The sequence below is a fragment of the Pseudomonas syringae group sp. 243L2 genome, assembly GCF_032587875.1.
Classification (GTDB): domain Bacteria; phylum Pseudomonadota; class Gammaproteobacteria; order Pseudomonadales; family Pseudomonadaceae; genus Aquipseudomonas; species Aquipseudomonas amygdali.
In genome coordinates, this window is sequence record NZ_JAWHPL010000003.1 from 215234 (window position 1) to 235936 (window position 20703).

Below are 20703 nucleotides of genomic sequence, written 5' to 3' on the forward strand. Positions count from 1 at the left end.
ATCAGTTTTTCCGACGGCTGTGGGTTTTGCCAACAGCCTTGTGTCATGATGCTCCCACCGCAGGTAAGCCGCCCTTCTTATATATGAATAGATCCTCCGCGTTGTTCCTTGCTCTTGCCTTTCTAGGCGGCTGCCAGTCAATGGCCCCCGCCTCGTCACAGCCCGTGCCCGCTCAGAAAGACGCCCCCCCCGCGCCTGAAGCCAAGCCGAAGGTCTATGGTTCGTTCACTCAGGACACCCTGGTCAGCCTGTTGAGCGCGGAGCTGGCCGGCCAGCGCAACCGCTTCGACATCGCCCTGGATAACTACGTTACCCAGGCGATCAAGACTCAGGACCCGGGGGTCTCCGAGCGCGCCTATCAGATCGCCGAATACATGGGCGCTGATCAGTCTGCGCTGGAAACCGCGCTGATCTGGGCAAGAAACGCACCGACCGACCTTGAAGCGCAACGCGCCGCAGCCATTCAACTGGCGCGCGCGGGACGTTACGACGATTCTCTGGTGTACATGGAGAGAGTCCTGCAGGGTCAGGGCGACACGCACTTCGACTTTCTGGCACTGTCCGCGGCCGAAACCGATCCGGACACCCGCAACGGCCTGCTCAAAAGTTTTGATCGGTTGCTGGGCAAATACCCGAACAACAGCCAGCTGATTTTCGGCAAGGCGCTGTTGCTTCAGCAGAATGGTGACGCCGAACAGTCGTTGAAGCTGCTGGAAGACAACCCGCCCAAAGAAGGTGAAATCGCGCCCATCCTGCTGCATGCCCGCTTGCTGCAAAGCATGAACCGAGGCAAGGAAGCGGTGCCCCTGCTGGAAAAAAGCATCAAGAAATACCCGGACGACAAACGCCTGCGCCTGACGTATGCGCGCATGCTCGTCGAGCAAAACCGCATGGAAGACGCCAAAGTGCAGTTTTCCGCCCTTTTGCAGCAATATCCGGACGACGACGAGCTACGCTTTTCGCTGGCCCTGGTATGCCTTGAAGCCAAGGCCTGGGACGAAGCAGCTGGCTACCTGGAAGAACTGATCGCCCGCGGTGCACACGTCGATTCAGCGCATTTGAATCTCGGCCGCATCCACGAAGAGCGCGAGGACCCGCAAAGCGCGCTCAACGAATACGCTCAGGTCGGACCGGGCCCGGACTTCCTGGCGGCTCAATTGCGCCAGGCCGACATTCTGGTCAGCAATGGCAACGGCGCAGAAGCGGCCAAACGCCTGGCTGAAGCACGTGCCGAAGAGCCCGATTTCGCCATTCAGCTGTACCTGATCGAGGCCGAAACCCTGACCAGCAATGATCAACTGGATCGCGGCTGGCAGGTGCTGAACACGGCACTCAAGCAATACCCGGACGACGCCAACCTGCTCTATACCCGCGCTATGCTGGCTGAAAAGCGCAATGATCTGGCGCAGATGGAAAAAGACCTGCGCAGCATCATCAAGCGCGAGCCGGAAAACGCCATGGCGCTGAATGCACTGGGCTACACCCTCTCCGATCGCACCACGCGTTACGCCGAAGCCCGCGAACTGATCGAGAAAGCCCATCAGATCAGCCCCGACGATCCGGCAGTTCTCGACAGCCTTGGCTGGGTGAATTACCGCATGGGCAATCTGGATGCTGCCGAACGCTACCTGCGCCAGGCGCTCGAACGCTTCCCTGACCACGAAGTAGCCGCACATCTGGGCGAAGTACTCTGGGCCAAAGGCGAACAGCGCGAAGCCCGGAAAGTATGGGCCAAGGCCCTGGAACAACAACCCGACAGCACCGTCCTGCGCAGCACACTGCGACGCTTGACCGGTTCAGAGACCCTTTGACGTTATGTTTTTGCGCCACGTAATCGTATTCAGCCTCATCGCCCTGCTCACCGGCTGTGCCGGTCTCACTTCCCGCGAAGCCGTTCAGGGCAAGGGCGACCCCGCGCAATGGCGCGAACACAAACAGCAACTGAGCAGCCTCGATGGCTGGCAGATCAACGGCAAGGTCGGCATCCGTGCGCCGAAGGACTCCGGCAGCGGCACCCTGTTCTGGCTGCAGCGTCAGGATTACTACGATATCCGCTTGTCCGGTCCGCTCGGCCGTGGCGCAGCACGACTGACCGGCAGGCCCGGCGCTGTCGCGCTTGAAGTCGCCAACCAGGGTCGCTACGAAGCCACGACGCCGGAAACACTGCTTCAGGATCAACTGGGCTGGAAGCTGCCGGTTTCCCACCTCGTATGGTGGGTGCGCGGTTTGCCGGCACCGGACAGCAAAAGCAACGTGACGCTTGATGGCGACAGTCGTCTGGCCAGCCTTGAACAGGACGGCTGGCAGGTGGAATACCTCAGTTATGTCGAACAGAATGGCTATTGGCTGCCCGAACGCGTCAAGCTGCACGGCCAGGACCTCGATGTCACGCTGGTCATCAAGGACTGGCAACCTCGCAAACTGGGGCAATGACCATGACTGCATTACAGGATATGGCCACACCCCAGCTGGTTTTGCCTGCCCCGGCAAAGCTGAACCTGATGCTGCACATTCTGGGACGCCGCCCGGACGGCTACCATGAGCTGCAAACCCTGTTTCAGTTTCTCGATTATGGTGACGAACTGGGCTTTACCGTTCGCCAGGACGGCGAAATTTGTCTGCAGACCGATGTACCCGGCGTCCCGCATGACAGCAATCTGATCGTCAAAGCCGCCCGCGCGCTGCAAAAACAGTCCGGTTGCACGCTGGGCATGGATATCTGGCTGGAAAAACGCCTGCCCATGGGCGGCGGCATTGGCGGCGGCAGCTCGGATGCTGCCACCACACTGCTGGCGCTGAATCATTTGTGGCAGCTTGGCTGGGATGAAGATCGTCTGGCGCAACTGGGCCTGACTCTGGGCGCTGATGTACCGGTTTTTGTCCGTGGACACGCCGCATTTGCTGAGGGTGTCGGGGAAATTCTCACCCCGGTTGACCCCGAAGAACCCTGGTATTTGGTGCTCGTTCCGCAAGTCGCTGTAAGTACAGCAGAAATTTTTTCAGATCCGTTGTTGACACGCGACACGCCGCCCATTAAAGTGCGCCCCGTTCCCAAGGGAAACAGTCGAAATGACTGTAAGGCGGTTGTAGAGAGGCGTTACCCAGAAGTACGTAACGCTTTGAATTTGTTAGGTAATTTTACCGAAGCAAAATTAACCGGAACTGGAAGTTGTGTGTTTGGGGCCTTCCCAAACAAAGCTGAAGCTGATAAAGTCTCGGCCCTTCTTACAGAGACCCTTACGGGGTTCGTAGCAAAAGGAAGTAACATTTCGATGTTGCATCGCAAGCTGCAAATTCTGTAACAGGAATTGAGTGCCAGGCACTCGATTGATTCAATACAGGGGCGTCGCCAAGCGGTAAGGCAGCAGGTTTTGATCCTGCCATGCGTTGGTTCGAATCCAGCCGCCCCTGCCATTTTCTATACTCATCCAGGTTACCCTCAGCCTCTAGGTACTGCGCGTGTCCAAGATGATGGTCTTTACGGGGAATGCCAACCCCGATCTCGCTCGGCGTGTAGTACGTCAGCTGCATATCCCACTCGGTGATGTTTCTGTCGGAAAATTTTCCGACGGCGAAATCAGCACTGAGATTAATGAAAACGTCCGCGGTAAAGACGTCTTCATCATTCAGCCGACTTGCGCACCAACGAACGATAACCTGATGGAACTGGTTGTGATGGCTGATGCCTTCCGCCGCTCCTCAGCGTCCCGAATCACTGCTGTGATTCCCTACTTTGGTTATGCCCGCCAGGATCGCCGTCCGCGCTCCGCACGTGTTGCCATCAGCGCGAAAGTTGTTGCTGACATGCTCACCGTGGTGGGAATCGACCGTGTTCTTACGGTTGATCTTCATGCTGACCAGATCCAGGGTTTCTTCGATATTCCGGTAGATAACATCTACGGCTCCCCCGTTCTGGTGGATGACATCGAAGACCAGCGCTTTGAAAACCTGATGATCGTTTCCCCGGATATCGGCGGCGTCGTGCGTGCACGTGCTGTTGCGAAATCCCTGGGTGTCGATCTCGGTATCATCGACAAACGCCGTGAGAAAGCCAATCACTCTGAAGTGATGCATATCATCGGTGATGTCGAAGGGCGTACCTGTATTCTGGTCGATGACATGGTCGACACCGCCGGCACCCTGTGCCACGCGGCCAAGGCCTTGAAAGAGCATGGCGCAGCCAAGGTCTTTGCCTACTGCACACACCCTGTGCTGTCGGGCCGGGCGATCGAAAACATTGAAAATTCCGTGCTGGACGAACTGGTGGTCACTAACACCATCCCGTTGTCCGCAGCAGCACAAGCTTGCAGCCGTATCCGTCAACTGGATATTGCGCCGGTAGTCGCCGAAGCGGTTCGCCGCATCAGCAATGAAGAATCGATCAGCGCGATGTTCCGTTAACTGACATCACGCAGACGAAAAGCGCCCCGCCCTGACATCCGGTCAGGGCGGGGCTTTTTTGCCCATACCGCCCAAGCGCTGGTCGCAAACGCAACGGCGGATGTGGTTAATTTGGAGATACAACATGAACGAATTTACCCTGAATGCAGAACAGCGTTCCGACCTGGGGAAAGGTGCGAGCCGCCGCCTGCGTCGTCTCGCCAGCCTGGTTCCAGCTGTCGTCTACGGTGGCGACAAAGCCCCTGAGTCCATCAGCATGCTGGCCAAGGAAGTTGCCAAACTGCTCGAAAACGATGCGGCCTACAGCCACATCATCGAGCTGAACGTTGGCGGCCAGAAGCAGAACGTCATCATCAAGGCGCTGCAACGTCACCCGGCCAAAGGCCACGTGATGCACGCTGACTTCGTGCGCGTTATTGCCGGCCAGAAACTGACCGCAATCGTGCCGATCCACTTCCTGAACGAAGAAGCTCCAGTCAAGAAAGGCGGCGAGATCTCGCACACTACCACTGAACTGGAAGTGACCTGCCTGCCTAAAGACCTGCCTGAGTTCATCGAAGTTGATCTGGGCGCGCTGGAAGTAGGCGACAACGTTCACCTGTCCGAGCTGAAAGCACCTAAAGGTGTCGAGTTCGTTGCCTTGGCACACGGTACTGACCTGGCAATCGCCAACGTCCACGCACCGCGCATCGTCAAAGACGAAGCAGAAGAAGGTGAAGAAGGCGCAGCCGAGTAATTCATTACTTGGTAACGTCGGAGTTGCTCAGGAAACATCGCGAGCGATAGCAGGCAAAGCGGGCGAGATCGCTGAGTTTACATCATGGTAAATGAGCAGTTTTCGCCCACATTGCCGCTGTCGTCAGCGGTTTAACCCTCAACTCCAAAGGAAGAGCCCCTGTCGTGACCGCCATACAACTGATCGTGGGCCTGGGAAATCCAGGCGCTGAATACGAACAGACCCGGCATAACGCAGGGGCTTTTTTTGTTGAGCGTATTGCTGCGGCGCAGCGAGTCAATCTCGTTCCCGAGCGCAAATTCTTTGGCCTGACCGGGCGTTTTACGCATCAAGGTCAGGATGTTCGTCTGCTGATTCCCACCACTTACATGAACCGCAGCGGCCAGGCCGTCGCGGCACTCGCCGGTTTCTACCGCATTCCGGTTGAGTCGATTCTGGTGGCGCATGACGAGCTGGACCTGCCTCCGGGCGTTGCCAAACTCAAAGTGGGTGGCGGCCATGGCGGTCATAACGGCCTGCGCGACATCATCGCGCAGCTCGGCAACCAGAACACATTTCATCGCTTGCGGCTTGGCATCGGCCACCCGGGCGATGCCAGCAAGGTATCCGGCTTTGTCCTGGGTCGAGCGCCACGCGCCGAACAGGGAAAACTGGACGCCAGTATCGACTTTGCCCTCGGCGTGCTGCCGGATATCCTCGCCGGTGAATGGAACCGGGCGATGAAAAACCTGCACAGCCAGAAGGCCTGACATCACTCGAGGGGAAACACCATGGGATTCAATTGCGGCATCGTCGGCCTGCCTAACGTCGGCAAGTCCACCCTGTTCAACGCCCTGACCAAATCTGGTATTGCGGCCGAGAACTTCCCCTTCTGCACCATTGAACCGAACAGCGGCATCGTGCCGATGCCTGACCCGCGCCTCGCGGCACTGGCAGCCATCGTCAACCCGAAACGCATCCTGCCGACCACCATGGAGTTCGTCGACATCGCAGGCCTGGTGGCAGGTGCCTCAAAAGGCGAAGGCCTGGGCAACAAGTTCCTCGCCAACATCCGCGAGACCGACGCCATCGCTCACGTGGTGCGCTGCTTTGAAGACGAGAACGTAATTCACGTCTCCAACAGCGTCGACCCCAAGCGCGACATCGAGATCATCGATCTGGAACTGATCTTCGCTGACCTCGACAGCTGCGAGAAGCAACTGCAAAAGGTCACGCGCAATGCCAAGGGCGGTGACAAGGACGCAGTGGTCCAGAAAGGCCTGCTTGAACAACTGATCGCCCACTTCAGCGAAGGCAAGCCAGCACGCAGCCTGATGAAGAGCATGAGCAACGACGAGAAGGCCACCATCCGTGGCTTCCACCTGCTGACCACCAAGCCGGTCATGTACATCGCCAACGTTGCCGAAGACGGTTTCGAGAACAACCCTTTGCTGGACGTGGTCCGCGCCATCGCCGAAGAAGAAGGCGCAATGCTGGTGCCGGTCTGCAACAAGATCGAAGCCGAAATCGCCGAACTGGATGACGGCGAAGAAAAAGACATGTTCCTCGAAGCGCTAGGCCTCGAAGAACCCGGCCTGAACCGCGTTATTCGCGCTGGCTACGAAATGCTTCACCTGCAGACCTACTTCACCGCTGGCGTCGAAGAAGTTCGCGCCTGGACCGTTCGCGTCGGTGCCACCGCACCACAGGCCGCAGGTGTCATCCACACCGACTTTGAAAAAGGCTTTATTCGTGCCGAAGTCGTGGCCTATGACGACTTCATCCAGTTCAAGGGTGAAGCCGGTGCCAAGGAAGCGGGTAAATGGCGTCTGGAAGGCAAGGAATACATCGTCAAGGATGGTGATGTGATGCATTTCAGGTTTAATGTGTGATTGAGCACTTGACTTCAGCAGCTTGTTAAAACACTTAGAAGCTGCCTAAGCCCAATAAAACCGCGCCTTTGCGCGGTTTTTTGTTTTGATGGAAAGAATTTTTATCATTCTGCGAACGCGTCTGAACAGCTCAAAAAGCACTTATATCCCCCGATAAGAGCTTGAGCAACGGATTGGGTTTCAACTATTAACGTTAGAAAATCACCTCGCGCCGAGTGCTGACCCAACGAGCAATTCCACAATATTTTGTCTTGGGGCAGCTAAATGTGAGATACCCGAGCGTATAAAAGTTTCGCGTTTTCCCTGGCTCATTGGATCATTGCACATCGAGTAATAGCACTTTAGTATTCCTTCCATCACACATGGAAGATTCAGCAATGACCTACCCCCAAGGAATACTGTGGCCAATACCCATTACCCAATCTCAAAACCCTAAGGTAAAGGAGAGCAGGAAAGCTTCAACGCTTCAGTTTTGCTTATTTGGCAGACCAAGCAAAAATAGCCTTAAACCTAAGAAAAACTTCCTGCATCAGGAGGCTATTTGATGATAGCCACACTGAAGGAGCTTGCTTTCGCTTGGCGCAAGGCGAAGGTAGACCTCTACTATTCAACCCATCCACAGCTACTCGCAATGGCTGAGTATGAGAATGACTTGCTGGACAACCTTAAGAGATTAAAGAAAAAGCTCCTTGGCAAAGATGAACGCTGGATAAAAAAAACCGATTTTCTCGGTGAATGGACGCTGGCACCTAAAGCGCTGAGACCAGCGCCAATCAAAAATGCGCCTGAAAATCCCGGCCTGATCTTCGCCGCACCGGAAGACGACTGGTTAGACATGACAGAGAATGGCAAAGAACCCATTGCTGAGTTTCGTCTCATGGCGCAATGCAGTATGGATTTCCATGTACTGTCGGCGCTGTGGATGATGGAAGTCGGCGATCTCTTCGATAAGGCTTTGGGCGAAAATGTCTATGGTAGCCGATTACGCCGGAACCGCTCCGAACAAATCAACAAATTAGCACTGGGCTCGTTCAAACCTTATCTGAAACCTTTTCGAGACTGGCGAGATGGAGGCATCAAAGCGATGCGCTCTGCCTTGACCGATAAAAAGAAGGTCTTAGCCCTGACGGCTGACGTGAGTAGTTTTTATCATGAACTTAACCCGGAGTTTATGCTGGATGAACGCTTCCTTAGTTTTTCCGGAGTCAAGCTGAGCAAGAATCAGAAAAAACTACACCGAATTTTTATAAGAGCCTTGCAGGCTTGGTCGAAAAATACGCCATTGAAAAAAGGACTGCCTGTCGGCCTGCCTGCATCAGCAGTGGTAGCAAACTCCGCCCTGCTACGACTCGACCAATTCATAGAAAAACAAGTAGTACCTCTTTATTACGGCCGTTATGTAGACGACGTCCTACTTGTGATGGAGAACACCAGCAATATTAAAACAACCGCGCAATTTTGGAATTGGATACTAAACCGAGAGGACGGTAAAGAGCTGCTCACCATTAGCGAACAGGGCATTTTGTTCAACCCAGATTATCTCGTTGATAGCCATATTGCCTTTAATAACAGCAAAAATAAATTATTTGTTCTTGCAGGAAATCCGGGCACAGCTTTAGTCAATGCGATTTCTGAACAAATCAACCAACGAGCCAGTGAGTGGCGTGCGCTACCCAGCTTGCCAGACTCCTCAGCGACCGTCGCTACTGATTTGCTCAAAGCAACTAATAACGGTGGCGAACAGGCGGACAATTTACGAAAAACTGATGCTCTCACTCTGCATCGTGCGGGTTTTGCTCTTAATCTTAGGGATTATGAGGCCTATGAGCGTGATCTGCCACCACAGGCTTGGCAGGCGCATCGACACGCATTTTTTGATGCGGTAATTGACCACCTACTCACGCCAATGAAGTTTTTTGAACTGGCTCAGTACATGCCTCGTATCATTCGCATGGCTACTGCTTGTGAAGATTTTGAACACCTCGGCAAGCTTATCAAGGCATTAGACAAGTTAAGACTTACCGTGGAGACAGACTGCAAACTCGAGATAAAGGCACAGAAAAAGCCAGTCTCAGAAGATGAGTGCATATCGCGCTGGCAGAAGATACTTCTTCAAACCTTGCACGAGAACATCGCCTCGGCCTTCCCGCTCCCTCTGAGCCAAAGGGGAAGTGTGGGCTGGAAAGCCTTTATGCTTATTCTGGAAACCAACCTCAAGTACTTCGGTTCTGCTTTATTTGAGCTACTAGAGGACTTGAACGCCCTACAAAAAACCCAAGCTCTCCTATTCAGCCATGATCTCGCTCACGCGCCTTTACGCTTTGCCGGTATGCCTAAAGAAATGGTCAGCCGGCGTGGCATTCAGCCTCTACGCGACCTCAAGGCTCTGAAAGTCACGGGGTTGCTTAGCCCTGGCGTCACTAACGGGATTAAAGTTGTATCAAACTGGCTAAATCTTGAGAAAGGTGCGCCTGCTGGGCTAATCTTCGCTACACGTCCTTTCAGCCTGAATGAGCTGTATCTGATTGCCCACAAACCTTTCGCATCAGAAAAAGAATCTCAACTGGGCAAGGTTATTTCAGCCATAAGGGGATTTGAGCTTAAAGAGCATCAAATGCCTTACCTTGACCCTGATTCCAAAGTTTTAAGCATTCCAGATGGCAGCTCTAAAGGCAAACCGACTATAGCAGTGTCAAGCTGGGAAACTCTAGACCAAAGCTTTGTTGCGGCAGCGATGGGCAAACCAGATCCTGATAGCCGTCGCCGCTATCAACGGCTCAATCGTCTTATAAATGAGCTAATATCGAGACCAGATGGTACAGGCTATCTCATTCTTCCGGAGTTATCACTCCCACCACAGTGGTTTATGCGTATATCTGAAAAACTTAAAGGCAGGGGGATATCTTTAATTACGGGCGTGGAATATTTACACACTCATGACAGTAAAGTTCATAATCAAATATGGGCATCACTTACCCATGATGGCCTTGGCTATCCCTCGTTAATGCTTTACAGGCAAGACAAACAATTCCCAGCCTTTCATGAAGAACAGGAGTTATTCAGGCTCGCTGGTGCGAGAATGATCCCTGCTGAAACATGGAAATCTCCACCTATAATTCAACATGGAGATTTTCGCTTTGCCCTTCTCAACTGCAGTGAGTTGACAAACCTTCGCTATCGCGCCGACCTCAGGGGTCAGATCGACGCTTTATTCGTACCAGAATGGAACAGCGATACCGATACCTTTAACGCTCTTGTTGAATCGGCAGCACTGGACATACACGCTTACATTATTCAATGCAATAATCGCCAATACGGTGATAGTAGAATCCGCGCGCCTTACAAAGATCGCTGGAAACGCGACCTTTTAAGAGTCAAAGGGGGTAATCATGACTACTGCATCACTGGCGAGATTGATGTTCAAGGTCTGCGTCAGTTCCAGTCCAGCCATCGCTCACCCCTTAAGGATTTCAAACCAGTACCTGATGGGTTCAACCAAGACATGTCCCCCCAAAGGAAATTATTACCAAAAGGGGGGCAGGCATAAACATGAAAAACCCGTTTTATATATTGCTTTTCATTAAGCGGCTCAGTCAATGTTTTGAACTTCTGCAGCCACAAAAAAGCTGTCGATCGTAATAAAATAAGGCGGACTTAGCAAGAGCTGGTTTCTATAAGCAGATATTCACCGAAGAATATTATACCCCTGATAAAGCCGCGATACGTCGCGGCGCTCTGTTTCTGATGTAACGTGCCGGCGAGGCACGTTACATCTGCCGCACAGGAATCAGTCCCGCTTCCTGATAAGTAAGTATCAGCTCATCGAACAAACCGATATCACAGCGGATACGGGCCATCAGTTGCGCACCGGCAACGGCGGTGTAGATGGAACGGGCGCGTCGCTCACAGCTGGCTGAATCGCCCAGTCCTGCGTCAATCAGGACATCGGTCAGCCAGGCCACGTTTGTATCTGCAAACGCCTTTACTTCAACCTTGACCTCTTCGGGCAGGTCTTCGTACTCAGCGGCCATGAAGCTGGCCATGCAAAGTCGGTTGGCATGCTCCAGCGATGTTCGAAATGTTGAAGGATAGTGCTGCAAGCTAAGGCTCGGATCCGGATCTCGTAATGCCTCCAGCACAGCTGCGGCGTCCTGCCAGTAGCGCCTCGCCGATGGTGCGGAAATTTATGCCACTATAGCCGTGCACCTGAGCCGCTGCTTTAGCAACTGCCAATATGGCCTCCCGCGCATTTTCACTCACGCTCAATTCCTCGACTGGTTTGATAGACGCGGATTCTTTTCGCAGATTGAATGCCTGCCAACTGGAAGGTAGCGACACCGCCAGAGCGTTGGCTCACTTGGCCCAATCGGCTCAACACAACCTCACTTTAACAATATTGGGCTGGTGTTTATCTGAAACTTCCTTAAAGCCCCCTTAGCGGTGGGCGATCAACGATGCTTCAGTAGGGTGGTTATATCCTTTATGGGTACCTGCCGAAAAAAAAGCAATCGACTGTGAATTGCGTGCGGCGAATACACCAATGCTGCTGGCAAAGTCTCCATGATGCGGGACAATAATCGCGGTGTATGAAGTATTTGCCAGGCCAGAGATAAGCGAATTCGTATCTAGTCTCATACGCTCATACACGTAGTCACCAGGGATAAGAACCGTCTGACCATGCGTGTGAAAAACACACACAAGGCACTCACCATTCTTGTCATGGTAATGGGGTTGACTACGATGCACATCGAGAGAAGAACCAACCGTCAAAGGAATAAGTGTACCGTCAAAAACCTTGATTTTTTTTGTTTACAGTTTTATCAGAAAAAACCAACTGCTTTGTATTGATCGGCACATAAATGCTGTCTATTTTGCCCGAAAGAGTCGGATCCCATTGCAACAGCCGCCAGTGGTCGAGATCAGGGTGAGACAGGATCATGATGACGCGGTGTAAAGCCTGAACAGCAGTTTTCAAATCGTTTACGAGTAGATCAGGATAGTCCGGTCGTTTTATCGGGCAACCAGCCCCGGCATCAAACAGTACGCCGTCATGCTCATTATCAAGGAGCGACGCCATACCCTGCCCCACGTGAAACGAGTAAAAGCTGTAATCGTCGCCAGCATCCATTTTTATCGACTTTACGCTAGGCGGGGTTGGCAGTTCAGGCCCCGCCTTCGGGTCGAGGTCTAACAGCACGCTACCAAACGTTGGTTTGTTTTCCGAGGGATCACTAAAGGCGGCATAGTAGTAATTACGCCCTTTCCCAGGTGTAAACTCCAGAAGAAACCAGTCGGAGACCGGCTGATGCTCAACCAATGATTGCTTGTGGGTACCTATAAAGGAAAGCCCGTTACCTTTATTGGTTGACCAGAAATCAACATCGATGACATAGACATCAACGCCTTGACGCAGAGATACCTCATTCCATTCAGAACTCTTCACGCCTGTAAATCTCAGGCATCGACCACCCCTCAAATAATCCTTAACTGCATTGTCGTCTTCAAGCTTGCAGTAAAAGCTGATGGGTGAATCTTCAGTTGGTGCGGCTCGATCTGTCACCGGATCCCTCGACTGTATACTCATGTAGCTCCCTTTTTTTGATCGCTGCACTCCTAAGCCCTTCGAAGCTTATCAAATTTATTCAAAATATAGGTAACGCTGCTGAAGTCTCGGAAGACCTCTACACAGCGGCAGGATTTGTTACATCCGACGGTATCGCCACAACTACCTGTAAACATTTCCGTGCAAACAAAAACGCCCCACAAGCGAGCTTGCGGGGCGTTTTGCCAAACGTGGAGCGGTGCCTGAGAAACTTACTTCTTCAGACGCCCGTAGCGGTCTTCAAAGCGGACGATATCGTCTTCACCCAGGTACGAGCCCGACTGCACTTCGATGAGCTCCAACGGCACCTTGCCGGGGTTGGCCAGCGAGTGTTTGACGCCCAGCGGGATGTAGGTGGACTGGTTCTCGGAGAGGATCAGTTCCTGATCGTCGCAAATTACCTTGGCGGTACCCGATACTACGATCCAGTGCTCTGCGCGGTGGTAATGCATCTGCAGCGACAGGCACTCGCCCGGCAGCACGCTGATGCGCTTGACCTGATAGCGCTCGCCCAGATCGATCGTGTCGTAGTGGCCCCACGGGCGGTTGACCAGTGGATGAGTGACGAACTCGGGACGCTCTTCTGCCTGCAGACGCTTGACCACGTCCTTGACCTGCTGGCTGTTGTGCTTGTTGGCGACCAGAACGGCGTCCTTGGTTTCGATAACGATCAGGTCCTCGACGCCGACAGTGGCAACCAGTCGATGGTGCGACTGCACCAGGCAGTTGCGCGTGTCGATTGCCATCACATCGCCTTCCAGGCGGTTGCTATTGGCATCATGTGGGCCTACATCCCAGATCGCAGCCCAGCTGCCCAAGTCGTTCCAGCCAGCGTCCAGCGGTACTACCAGCCCGGCAGTGGTGTGTTCCATGACGGCGTAATCCACTGACTCGTCAGGGCACAGGGCGAACTTCTCGGACGAAACGTGCAGGAAATAGCTGTCGGCTTCGGAGTTTTCCAGCGCTATACGGCACGCAGACAATATGTCGGAACGATGCTTGCGCAGTTCGGCCAGAAATACCGAGGCACGGAACATGAACATACCGCTGTTCCACAGGTAAGCACCCGAAGACAAGTATTCGGCGGCCATTTCCGGCGATGGCTTTTCCTTGAAGGCCTCAATGGCGAAACCGCCCTCGGCAATCGCATCGCCGCAGTGAATGTAGCCAAAACCGGTTTCAGCGTGAGTCGGGGTGATACCGAAGGTCACCAGTCGGCCTGCCTCGGCATGTACCTGAGCAATCTTCACCGCTTGTCGGAAAGCTTCTTCGTCATGGATGTGGTGGTCAGCAGCCAGCACCAGCAGAATCGGGTCGGTGCCGTCGGCAGTTGCTTCCAGCGCGGCCAAAGCGATAGCTGGAGCAGTGTTTCGAGCCAGTGGTTCAAGAATGACGCGACGGCTGGCCATCTTCGCCACACGCAATTGTTCGGCGACGATGAAACGGTGATTTTCATTACTGACCACTACCGCAGGAGTGTGCTCCAGGCCATTGAGCCGGGCCAGTGTGCGTTGAAACATCGTTCCCTGATCCTGACCATCTAGGGCAAGAAACTGCTTCGGGAAACTCTGCCGCGACAAAGGCCATAACCGCGAACCGTTACCGCCAGCCAGAATTACAGGGGTGAACATAGACGCTCCATTCTTGGGCCACAAAGGCGTAGCAAAGGCCGCATTATCCGGGTGCTCCAGCAGGTATGCAACATGAAGGCCACTACAATATGCATACCATTCAGCAACTCCCCCGCCGCGGCCATCCCGCACCCCGTGCGAGCCGGGCTTACCCATGTTAGTCTTCGCGCCCGATTCCGTACCTGCCCTTATATATCCACCGCACGCAAGCGCAAATTTGCTGCCTGAGTACGCCATTGAGAAGTGATGCAATTGATCGACATCGAGAACGACAGAACATGGATATAGGCTTGAGCTGCACGGTCTGGGCAAACGGCGAGCGCGCCGGGCATCTGGACGGCATCGGCATCTATTCCAGAGCCCTGTGGCAGGGTCTGGACAGGCTTGGTCAGACTGAAGATATGCATGTGAAGCCATATGCCTTTGGCCGTGACCTGCCAGTCATAGACTGTGGCAAACCGGAACAGCTGGCCAGGGATTACCGCATCCATGCGGTGCTCAGCGGCGTACTCAAGCTGCCATTGAGCAACTCGGCGAACATTGCCAGAGACGTGCAGCTCTTCCATGCCACTGACCACCAGATCCCGCTGATCAAGGGCGTGCCTGTAGTCGCCACGATCATGGATGTGATTCCGGTGTTGTATCCGGAATGGATCAAGCAAGACCTCAAACGCCTGAAAAGCTGGCTGTTCACCACCAGCATTGAGCGCGCCGAGCACATCATCACCATCTCCGAATACAGCAAGCAGGACATGGTTCGTCACCTGGGCATTGCGCCAGAACGCATCAGTGTCACGCCACTGGGCGTGGATCCTGTGTATTTCGAGCGCATCGACACTGCCGAGCGTGACAGAGTGCTGGCTACACACGGCCTCAAACCTGGCTTCTTTCTCGTGGTGGGCACCCTGCAACCTCGCAAGAACCTGCAACGCGTGCTTGAAGCCTTCCAGCAACTGCCCGCGCAGGTGCGCAAAGAGCACCCGCTGGTGATCGTCGGTCGTGACGGTTGGAGCAACGAAGAACTGCTGCCGCAGCTTGAGGCCTTGCAGCAAAGGGGCGAAGGCCGCTGGCTGAGTTATCTGCCACAGAAAGAAGTATTGTCACTGCTGCAAAGTGCCGGGGCGCTGGTGTTTGCTTCGCTGTATGAAGGGTTTGGTCTGCCGGCTATCGAAGCGTTCGCTGCCCAGTGCCCACTGATCGCATCCAATAACTCTTCGCTGCCGGAAGTGACAGGCGATGCCGCCTGGGCTGTGGATCCGCATAACGCCGATAGCATCAGTGCCGCAATGCTTGACGTGCTGGAACGGCCTGAAGAACGTGAGCGCAAGGTGCAGCGCGGGCTGGAGCGTGCGCGTCACTTCAGCTGGGATGCCTGCGCGCAAAACACGCTCGACATCTATCGCAAGGTACTGGCAGCGCGCAAATAGCGCGCCTGCCGCCAGTACGCAGCCCTGAAACGTGCCGCTGGCGAGATCAGGGCTTCTTTTTCAGAGCAGATTCGGCTGCTTTCTCGACTGCCGGGTTAGCCCCGCCCAACCACACATTGACGCTGTCGACACTCTCTTGCGGCGGGCGGCCAGCCCATCGGTTGAGAATAAACAGGTTGGTGATGAAGTCATACTGGGCCTTGAGCAAGTCACGCCGGGCCTTGAACTCGTTCTGCACGCTGGTCAATACGTCGACCGCGTTAACCACCCCATAGGAAAATGCTTTCTGCGCAGCAATGCTCGACTGTTCTGCAGACGCCAGCGCATTCTTGTTGGCGCGGATCTTTTCGACGCTGGAGAACGCTGTCAGGTAAGCGTTGGTGGTTTCCTTGACGACCTGGCGACGCACGCTCTCGACGTCCTGCTCGGTGGCCAATTGCTCGTTGTACAGGCCCCGCACACGCGCTGACGTCGACCCGCCACTGTAAATAGGCACACGCACGCCGATGGTAGCCACATAACTGTCGCTGCGCGGCGAAAGGGTGTTGTCGTAACCCACGTCACTTTGCTGAGCGCCCAGGGTGAAGGTCAGGGTCGGGTAATGCCCGCCCTTGCCTTCGCGCACTGCCGCATTGGCAACGTCCAGACTGCTTTCCCGCGCCTTGAGCAAAGGGTTGCTGTCGATAGCTTGAGCCACCCAGGTATCCATGGACTTGGCAGGCGCCTGCAAGGCGATATCGTTTCTGATCCGGCTCAACGGCTCGTTGATCGGGCGACCGACAATTTCCGAGAGCCCGGCACGGCTGAGCCTGATCTGGTTGCGGGCATCGACTTCCTGCGCTGCAAGCAAATCGACACGGGCCTTGAGGTCCAGCAAGTCGGTAACGACAGCCATCTTTTTGTCGTACATCGCACTGACGCGATCCAGGCTTTTTTGCGTCGCCCGGCGCTCGGCCATGATCAGCTCAAGCTCGTCATCGGCAGACAGCGCCAGGAAATACCGCTTGGCTAGATCGACGGTGGCCTCAGCCTGAGCATCTTCTGCCTGATGGCTTTTCTGCTCCGTCGTGCTTTTGGCTTTCTGATACGTTTCCCAGGCCTGCTTGTTGTACAGGTACTGGGTCAGGTTGAGCGAGTAGCTGGAGTTGTTGTAGATCTCGCGCTCTGTCTCGTCCTTGCGCAAAATGCGGTTGTAGCTGCCGTTTGCAGTAACCTGCGGCAACAATCCACCAAATGCGTCACGCTCGCTGTCCACTGCGGACTGAGCGCGCAGATAAGCAGACAGTACGCGCGGGTCTTCAAGCCGCGCCTCACGAAACAGCGCCATCAGATCAACCGAGTACGCCGAAGCGCTGGTAACTTGCGGTGCAGCAGGCTGAGTGGCGTCTGCCTGGGCCTGCGCACTGATCAGACCCAGGGAAAAAAACACAGGAACGAAGCGCAGCACAATCATTCCTCGATCATCGATTTGATGAAGACGTTGGAGGCCGGTTTCATCAGGTATTGGAGCATGGTCCTTTCACCGGCATTGATCAGCACTTCGGCAGGCATACCCGGCTGCAACTTGCGGTCGCCAAGGCGCTTCAAACCCTTCTCGGTAAGTTTTACCCGTACCAGGTAATAAGGTTCGCCAGCATCATCTTTCAAACGGTCGGCAGAGATACGTGTCACCACGCCTTCTATCACAGGAGTCGTCGCACTATTGAATGCACTGAAGTGGACATCGGTCAGCTTGCCAATTGAAATCCGGTCGATGTCGTTAATAGCAACATGGGCCTCTACAACCAGTTCGGAAGATTCCGGCACGATATCCAGCAACGGCGTACCAGCACTGACAACACCGCCGACGGTATGAACCTTCATGTCCAGTACCATACCGTCTTCAGGGGCTCGAATGACCACGCGAGACAGGCGGTCCTGCAGCGCTGTAGCGGTCTCCTGCAGATCGAAAACCTTGGCCTGCACATCGCTCAACTCTTTTGCCACTTCCGAGCTGAAATTCTTGTTCAACTGGATGATCTGCAGTTCGGTTTCGCTGATCTGCAACTGAGTCTTGGTGATGGTCGATTCGTGATCCGCCACCTCGGACTTGAGCATGTCCAGCTTGCGCTCCTGTTCAAGCAGCCGTTGCTTGTCAACAAAGCCTTGGGACAGCAGATCCTTCAGTTCGGTAATTTCACTGCTGTAGGATTTTTCCAGGCTGACCTTGGTACGGATCATGTCCCTGAGACCAATGATCTGCTGCTTCAACTGCCCAATGCGTTCGCGCTGTACCGATATCTCGGTCTGACGGGAGTTTTTCCGGGTTCTGAATACCTGCTCTTCGCCTTCGATAGCCTCTCTGGCCCGCTGACTGTCGGTACCGCTGATGGTCAGCGGCGGAATCGAGGGCAGTTCGTCGCGCTCAGCGCGCAGTCGCGCCTCCCGAGCCTGGGTGGAAATCAGCTGATTACGGGTCGACTCGTATTGAGAGCGTAGTTGAGAGTCGTCCAGCACGATCAGTGGATCGTCCTTGTGAACAGTGTCGCCATCACGAGCCAGCAGCTCTTTGACGATCCCGCCTTCCAAGTGCTGAACCGTCTTACGATAGCTTTGCACCATCACGACACCGGAGCCGTAAACCGCATTGCCCAATGGAGCCAGTGCCGCCCAGGTACCGAACAGGCCAAATGTAACCAGCACGATTGCCACACCAACCCGGCGAATACCCCGATCGGAAGTAGGCATGTCATCAGAGTGCGCGTCGAGCGTGGATATTGTCTTAATGCTCATTCATGAATTCCTTTCACGCGCCAGGTTGCGCAGGTTGCGCCGGGGCAACACCGGTGGCTGCCGGAGCCACTCGCTGCTGAGCCTGCTGAGCCTTGGCCTGTTGCTGTGCCAGCTCGGCAATGACCTGGTCACGCGCACCGTACAGGGTGATGGTGCCAGCGTTCATGACCATGACCCGGTCAAGCCGCGACAGAATATTCGGGCGGTGGGAAACGATGAATACTGTGGCACCTGACTCTTTGATCAGTTGCAGGGCGACACTCAACGCGCGCTCGCCAACCTCATCAAGATTGGAGTTGGGCTCATCGAGCACAATCAATCGTGGGCTGCCATAGAGCGCGCGAGCCAGACCGATGCGTTGACGTTGCCCGCCAGACAGATTCGCGCCGTCACCGCCAATAACGGTGTCGTAGCCGTCGGGCAGTTGCAGGATCATTTCATGCACACCAGCGGTTCGCGCAGCCAGAACGACCTTCTCGGGGTCCACCTTGGTGAACCGGGCGATGTTGTCGCTGATGCTGCCCTCAAACAGTTCGATGTCCTGCGGCAGATAACCCAGGTGCGGGCCCAGCTTCTGTTTGTCCCAGGCACTGATGTCGGCACCGTCCAGGCGCACCGTACCGTGCTGTGCAGGCCAGATGCCGAGCAGAGCCCTGACCAGTGTCGACTTGCCCGCAGCACTGGGGCCGACAATACCGACGATGGTGCCTGCTGGCGTAACAAAGCTGATGTTACGGATTACCGGATTCTTCCCGCCCGGAGGCGTGACTACCAGATTTTCGACCTGAATATGCCCTTCCGGGTCAGGCAGGGCCATTCGATCAGGTTCGTTATGCAACTTTTCAAGCGTTTCGTTCAGGCGGTTGTACTGCACACGCGCAGCCACAAAGCCTTTCCAGCTGCCGATAATCTGATCGACTGGAGCCAGTGCGCGCCCTAAAAGCAGCGAGCCAGCCATCATCAGCCCCGGATTGATCTGATGCGTAATCACCAGATAGGCCCCCAGTGCAAGCATGATTGATTGCGACCAGTTTCTGAACGTTCTGGATATCGAACTAATGATGCCGCCCTTGTCACTAGCATCGGATTGCAACACCAATACCCTGCGCTGACGCTTGCCCCAGCGGGCCATCAAGGTGTCTAGCATTCCCATTGATTCAATGACTTCGGCGTTACGAAGGTTCTTGGTAGTTTGCAGGTTCGACGTGACATTTTGCTGATTAGCCTCAACCAGCGCTTTGCCGGTGTAGCGCTGATTCAGGTATGCCAGTACCACAAGCACCAACGCAGAACCCACGGTCATCCAGCCGAACCATGGATGAAACATGAACATGACAGCGGTGTAGATGGGTAGCCAAGGCGCGTCAAAGAAAGCAAAAAGGCCGTTCCCGGTGAGAAATTGACGCAGTGAAGTCAGGTCATTGAGCGACTGAGCTGAAGCATCCATTCCCCCGCTGCTTAGCGCTTTTTTGAAGCTGGCACGATACACGTCGCGACTGAGCAGAACGTCCAGCCGGTTGCTCACGCGGACCATTATTCTGGATCGAACCCATTCCAGAGAGCCCAGCGTCACCATCAAAATAGTCATGATCAGAGTAAGCATGATCAGGGTAGGGGCACTGCCACTTGGCACGACTCTGCCAGAGACCTGAATCATGTAAAACGTAGGGACCAGCATCAAGGCGTTTACAAACAGACTGAAGAAACCGACTGAGATAAAGCTGCCTTTGCAAGCCTTGAGGGCTACCTGCAAATTATTTTCGTGTGAGCGACTCATAGAATCCGTACTGATGAGAAAACGGTAAACGCGCGGCAGTGTAGCACCTGCTTTTGGCGCAACGCAGCATTAAAGCGCCATCAAAATACGCAAAATGCAGCCAGGTACAAGTGAAGGTTTCTTAAGCGTCAAGGGGCAAAAACCCTCGATACTCAATTGCTGGATACCCATATATTTACCGAAAGTTCAAAATTTTAACAAGCGAAACAAATAAAAGTGCGCGATATAGAAACTGTCATGTACGCAATAGCGCCTTGACGGCTTTATTAATTTGCCTTCCGGTAAAGCCTATATAAATGCACTCAAGCGGTGCAGTTTCAGGCTGGAACGTTTTATGTCCGAATGCGCCGCAGATTGTAGAACGATCACACCGCCGAGAGCCGCTTGAAGTGACATGTGGCCGACCTCGTAAGTCACCCAGCCTTGGCAGGCTCTGAAGGCGCGGACACATCTTGAATCAGTCTGATCAAGCATAAGAAAAGACCC

General features: G+C 54.4%; 14 protein-coding genes, 1 tRNA gene and 1 pseudogene. 10 read left to right on the forward strand and 6 right to left on the reverse strand.

From position 1 onward, the window contains the following. Positions 1 to 83 precede the first annotated feature (83 nt). From RYB66_RS02155 to RYB66_RS02195, 9 genes are all read left to right on the forward strand, one after another. The gene (locus RYB66_RS02155) at positions 84 to 1811 is read left to right on the forward strand and encodes a tetratricopeptide repeat protein (protein ID WP_080164756.1); all 1728 of its coding nucleotides are present in this window, start codon (positions 84 to 86) and stop codon (positions 1809 to 1811) included. Between the two features lie 4 nt (positions 1812 to 1815). Further along, the gene (gene lolB, locus RYB66_RS02160) at positions 1816 to 2433 is read left to right on the forward strand and encodes a lipoprotein insertase outer membrane protein LolB (protein ID WP_004660426.1); all 618 of its coding nucleotides are present in this window, start codon (positions 1816 to 1818) and stop codon (positions 2431 to 2433) included. Positions 2434 to 2453: 20 nt separating this feature from the next. After that, positions 2454 to 3302 carry a 4-(cytidine 5'-diphospho)-2-C-methyl-D-erythritol kinase gene (gene ispE, locus RYB66_RS02165; RefSeq protein ID WP_044294212.1) on the forward strand — a complete coding sequence of 283 codons (849 nt, stop codon included), beginning with the start codon at positions 2454 to 2456 and terminating at the stop codon, positions 3300 to 3302. 37 nt (positions 3303 to 3339) lie between these two features. Further along, positions 3340 to 3414 (forward strand) — tRNA-Gln (locus tag RYB66_RS02170). 45 nt (positions 3415 to 3459) lie between these two features. After that, positions 3460 to 4401 carry a ribose-phosphate pyrophosphokinase gene (locus tag RYB66_RS02175; protein WP_002552145.1) on the forward strand — a complete coding sequence of 314 codons (942 nt, stop codon included), beginning with the start codon at positions 3460 to 3462 and terminating at the stop codon, positions 4399 to 4401. A 124-nt stretch (positions 4402 to 4525) separates the two neighbouring features. After that, a complete protein-coding gene (locus tag RYB66_RS02180) occupies positions 4526 to 5137 on the forward strand; it encodes a 50S ribosomal protein L25/general stress protein Ctc (RefSeq protein WP_002552144.1) in 612 nt (203 codons plus the stop codon). A gap of 164 nt (positions 5138 to 5301) precedes the next feature. After that, entirely contained in the window at positions 5302 to 5886 is a 585-nt protein-coding gene (gene pth, locus RYB66_RS02185) for an aminoacyl-tRNA hydrolase (protein ID WP_316893630.1), read from the forward strand. A gap of 21 nt (positions 5887 to 5907) precedes the next feature. After that, positions 5908 to 7008 carry a redox-regulated ATPase YchF gene (gene ychF / locus RYB66_RS02190; RefSeq protein WP_004663905.1) on the forward strand — a complete coding sequence of 367 codons (1101 nt, stop codon included), beginning with the start codon at positions 5908 to 5910 and terminating at the stop codon, positions 7006 to 7008. 544 nt (positions 7009 to 7552) lie between these two features. Then, on the forward strand, positions 7553 to 10555 hold the full coding sequence (locus RYB66_RS02195; protein WP_316886172.1) for an RNA-directed DNA polymerase: 3003 nt from the start codon (positions 7553 to 7555) through the stop codon (positions 10553 to 10555). A gap of 220 nt (positions 10556 to 10775) precedes the next feature. On the opposite strand, the pseudogene RYB66_RS02200 reads toward RYB66_RS02195, so the two are convergent. From RYB66_RS02200 to RYB66_RS02210, 3 genes and pseudogenes are all read right to left on the reverse strand, one after another. Continuing rightward, positions 10776 to 11268 (reverse strand): annotated as a pseudogene (locus RYB66_RS02200) (TetR/AcrR family transcriptional regulator). Between the two features lie 526 nt (positions 11269 to 11794). After that, on the reverse strand, positions 11795 to 12592 hold the full coding sequence (locus RYB66_RS02205; RefSeq protein WP_316893632.1) for a hypothetical protein: 798 nt from the start codon (positions 12590 to 12592) through the stop codon (positions 11795 to 11797). Positions 12593 to 12822: 230 nt separating this feature from the next. Continuing rightward, positions 12823 to 14241: a mannose-1-phosphate guanylyltransferase/mannose-6-phosphate isomerase gene (locus tag RYB66_RS02210; protein WP_004661780.1), complete on the reverse strand. Its 1419-nt coding sequence runs from the start codon at positions 14239 to 14241 to the stop codon at positions 12823 to 12825. A 278-nt stretch (positions 14242 to 14519) separates the two neighbouring features. On the opposite strand from RYB66_RS02210, the gene RYB66_RS02215 reads away from it, so the two are divergent. Next, a complete protein-coding gene (locus RYB66_RS02215) occupies positions 14520 to 15668 on the forward strand; it encodes a glycosyltransferase family 4 protein (RefSeq protein WP_057401259.1) in 1149 nt (382 codons plus the stop codon). 46 nt (positions 15669 to 15714) lie between these two features. Here the strand turns inward: RYB66_RS02215 and RYB66_RS02220 are convergent, their stop codons facing one another. Genes RYB66_RS02220 through RYB66_RS02230 form a run of 3 tightly spaced genes read right to left on the reverse strand, consistent with a single transcriptional unit; the run spans position 15715 to position 20217 of the window. Then, a complete protein-coding gene (locus tag RYB66_RS02220) occupies positions 15715 to 17121 on the reverse strand; it encodes a TolC family outer membrane protein (RefSeq protein ID WP_219170994.1) in 1407 nt (468 codons plus the stop codon). Continuing rightward, positions 17118 to 18440 carry an HlyD family type I secretion periplasmic adaptor subunit gene (locus RYB66_RS02225; RefSeq protein ID WP_219170993.1) on the reverse strand — a complete coding sequence of 441 codons (1323 nt, stop codon included), beginning with the start codon at positions 18438 to 18440 and terminating at the stop codon, positions 17118 to 17120. The genes RYB66_RS02220 and RYB66_RS02225 overlap by 4 nt, the downstream gene beginning before the upstream one ends. A gap of 13 nt (positions 18441 to 18453) precedes the next feature. Beyond that, positions 18454 to 20217 (reverse strand): type I secretion system permease/ATPase, encoded by a 1764-nt coding sequence (locus tag RYB66_RS02230; protein ID WP_004663900.1) that lies wholly within the window; start codon positions 20215 to 20217, stop codon positions 18454 to 18456. Positions 20218 to 20703: the final 486 nt, after the last annotated feature.

Bases quoted from the DNA above. Each gene is read 5' to 3' on its own strand.
- RYB66_RS02155 (WP_080164756.1), top strand. From the start codon at position 84: ATGAATAGATCCTCCGCGTTGTTCCTTGCTCTTGCCTTTCTAGGCGGC.
- lolB (WP_004660426.1), top strand. From the start codon at position 1,816: ATGTTTTTGCGCCACGTAATCGTATTCAGCCTCATCGCCCTGCTCACC.
- ispE (WP_044294212.1), top strand. From the start codon at position 2,454: ATGGCCACACCCCAGCTGGTTTTGCCTGCCCCGGCAAAGCTGAACCTG.
- RYB66_RS02180 (WP_002552144.1), top strand. From the start codon at position 4,526: ATGAACGAATTTACCCTGAATGCAGAACAGCGTTCCGACCTGGGGAAA.
- ychF (WP_004663905.1), top strand. From the start codon at position 5,908: ATGGGATTCAATTGCGGCATCGTCGGCCTGCCTAACGTCGGCAAGTCC.
- RYB66_RS02195 (WP_316886172.1), top strand. From the start codon at position 7,553: ATGATAGCCACACTGAAGGAGCTTGCTTTCGCTTGGCGCAAGGCGAAG.
- RYB66_RS02205 (WP_316893632.1), bottom strand. From the start codon at position 12,592: ATGAGTATACAGTCGAGGGATCCGGTGACAGATCGAGCCGCACCAACT.
- RYB66_RS02210 (WP_004661780.1), bottom strand. From the start codon at position 14,241: ATGTTCACCCCTGTAATTCTGGCTGGCGGTAACGGTTCGCGGTTATGG.
- RYB66_RS02215 (WP_057401259.1), top strand. From the start codon at position 14,520: ATGGATATAGGCTTGAGCTGCACGGTCTGGGCAAACGGCGAGCGCGCC.
- RYB66_RS02220 (WP_219170994.1), bottom strand. From the start codon at position 17,121: ATGATTGTGCTGCGCTTCGTTCCTGTGTTTTTTTCCCTGGGTCTGATC.
- RYB66_RS02225 (WP_219170993.1), bottom strand. From the start codon at position 18,440: ATGAGCATTAAGACAATATCCACGCTCGACGCGCACTCTGATGACATG.
- RYB66_RS02230 (WP_004663900.1), bottom strand. From the start codon at position 20,217: ATGAGTCGCTCACACGAAAATAATTTGCAGGTAGCCCTCAAGGCTTGC.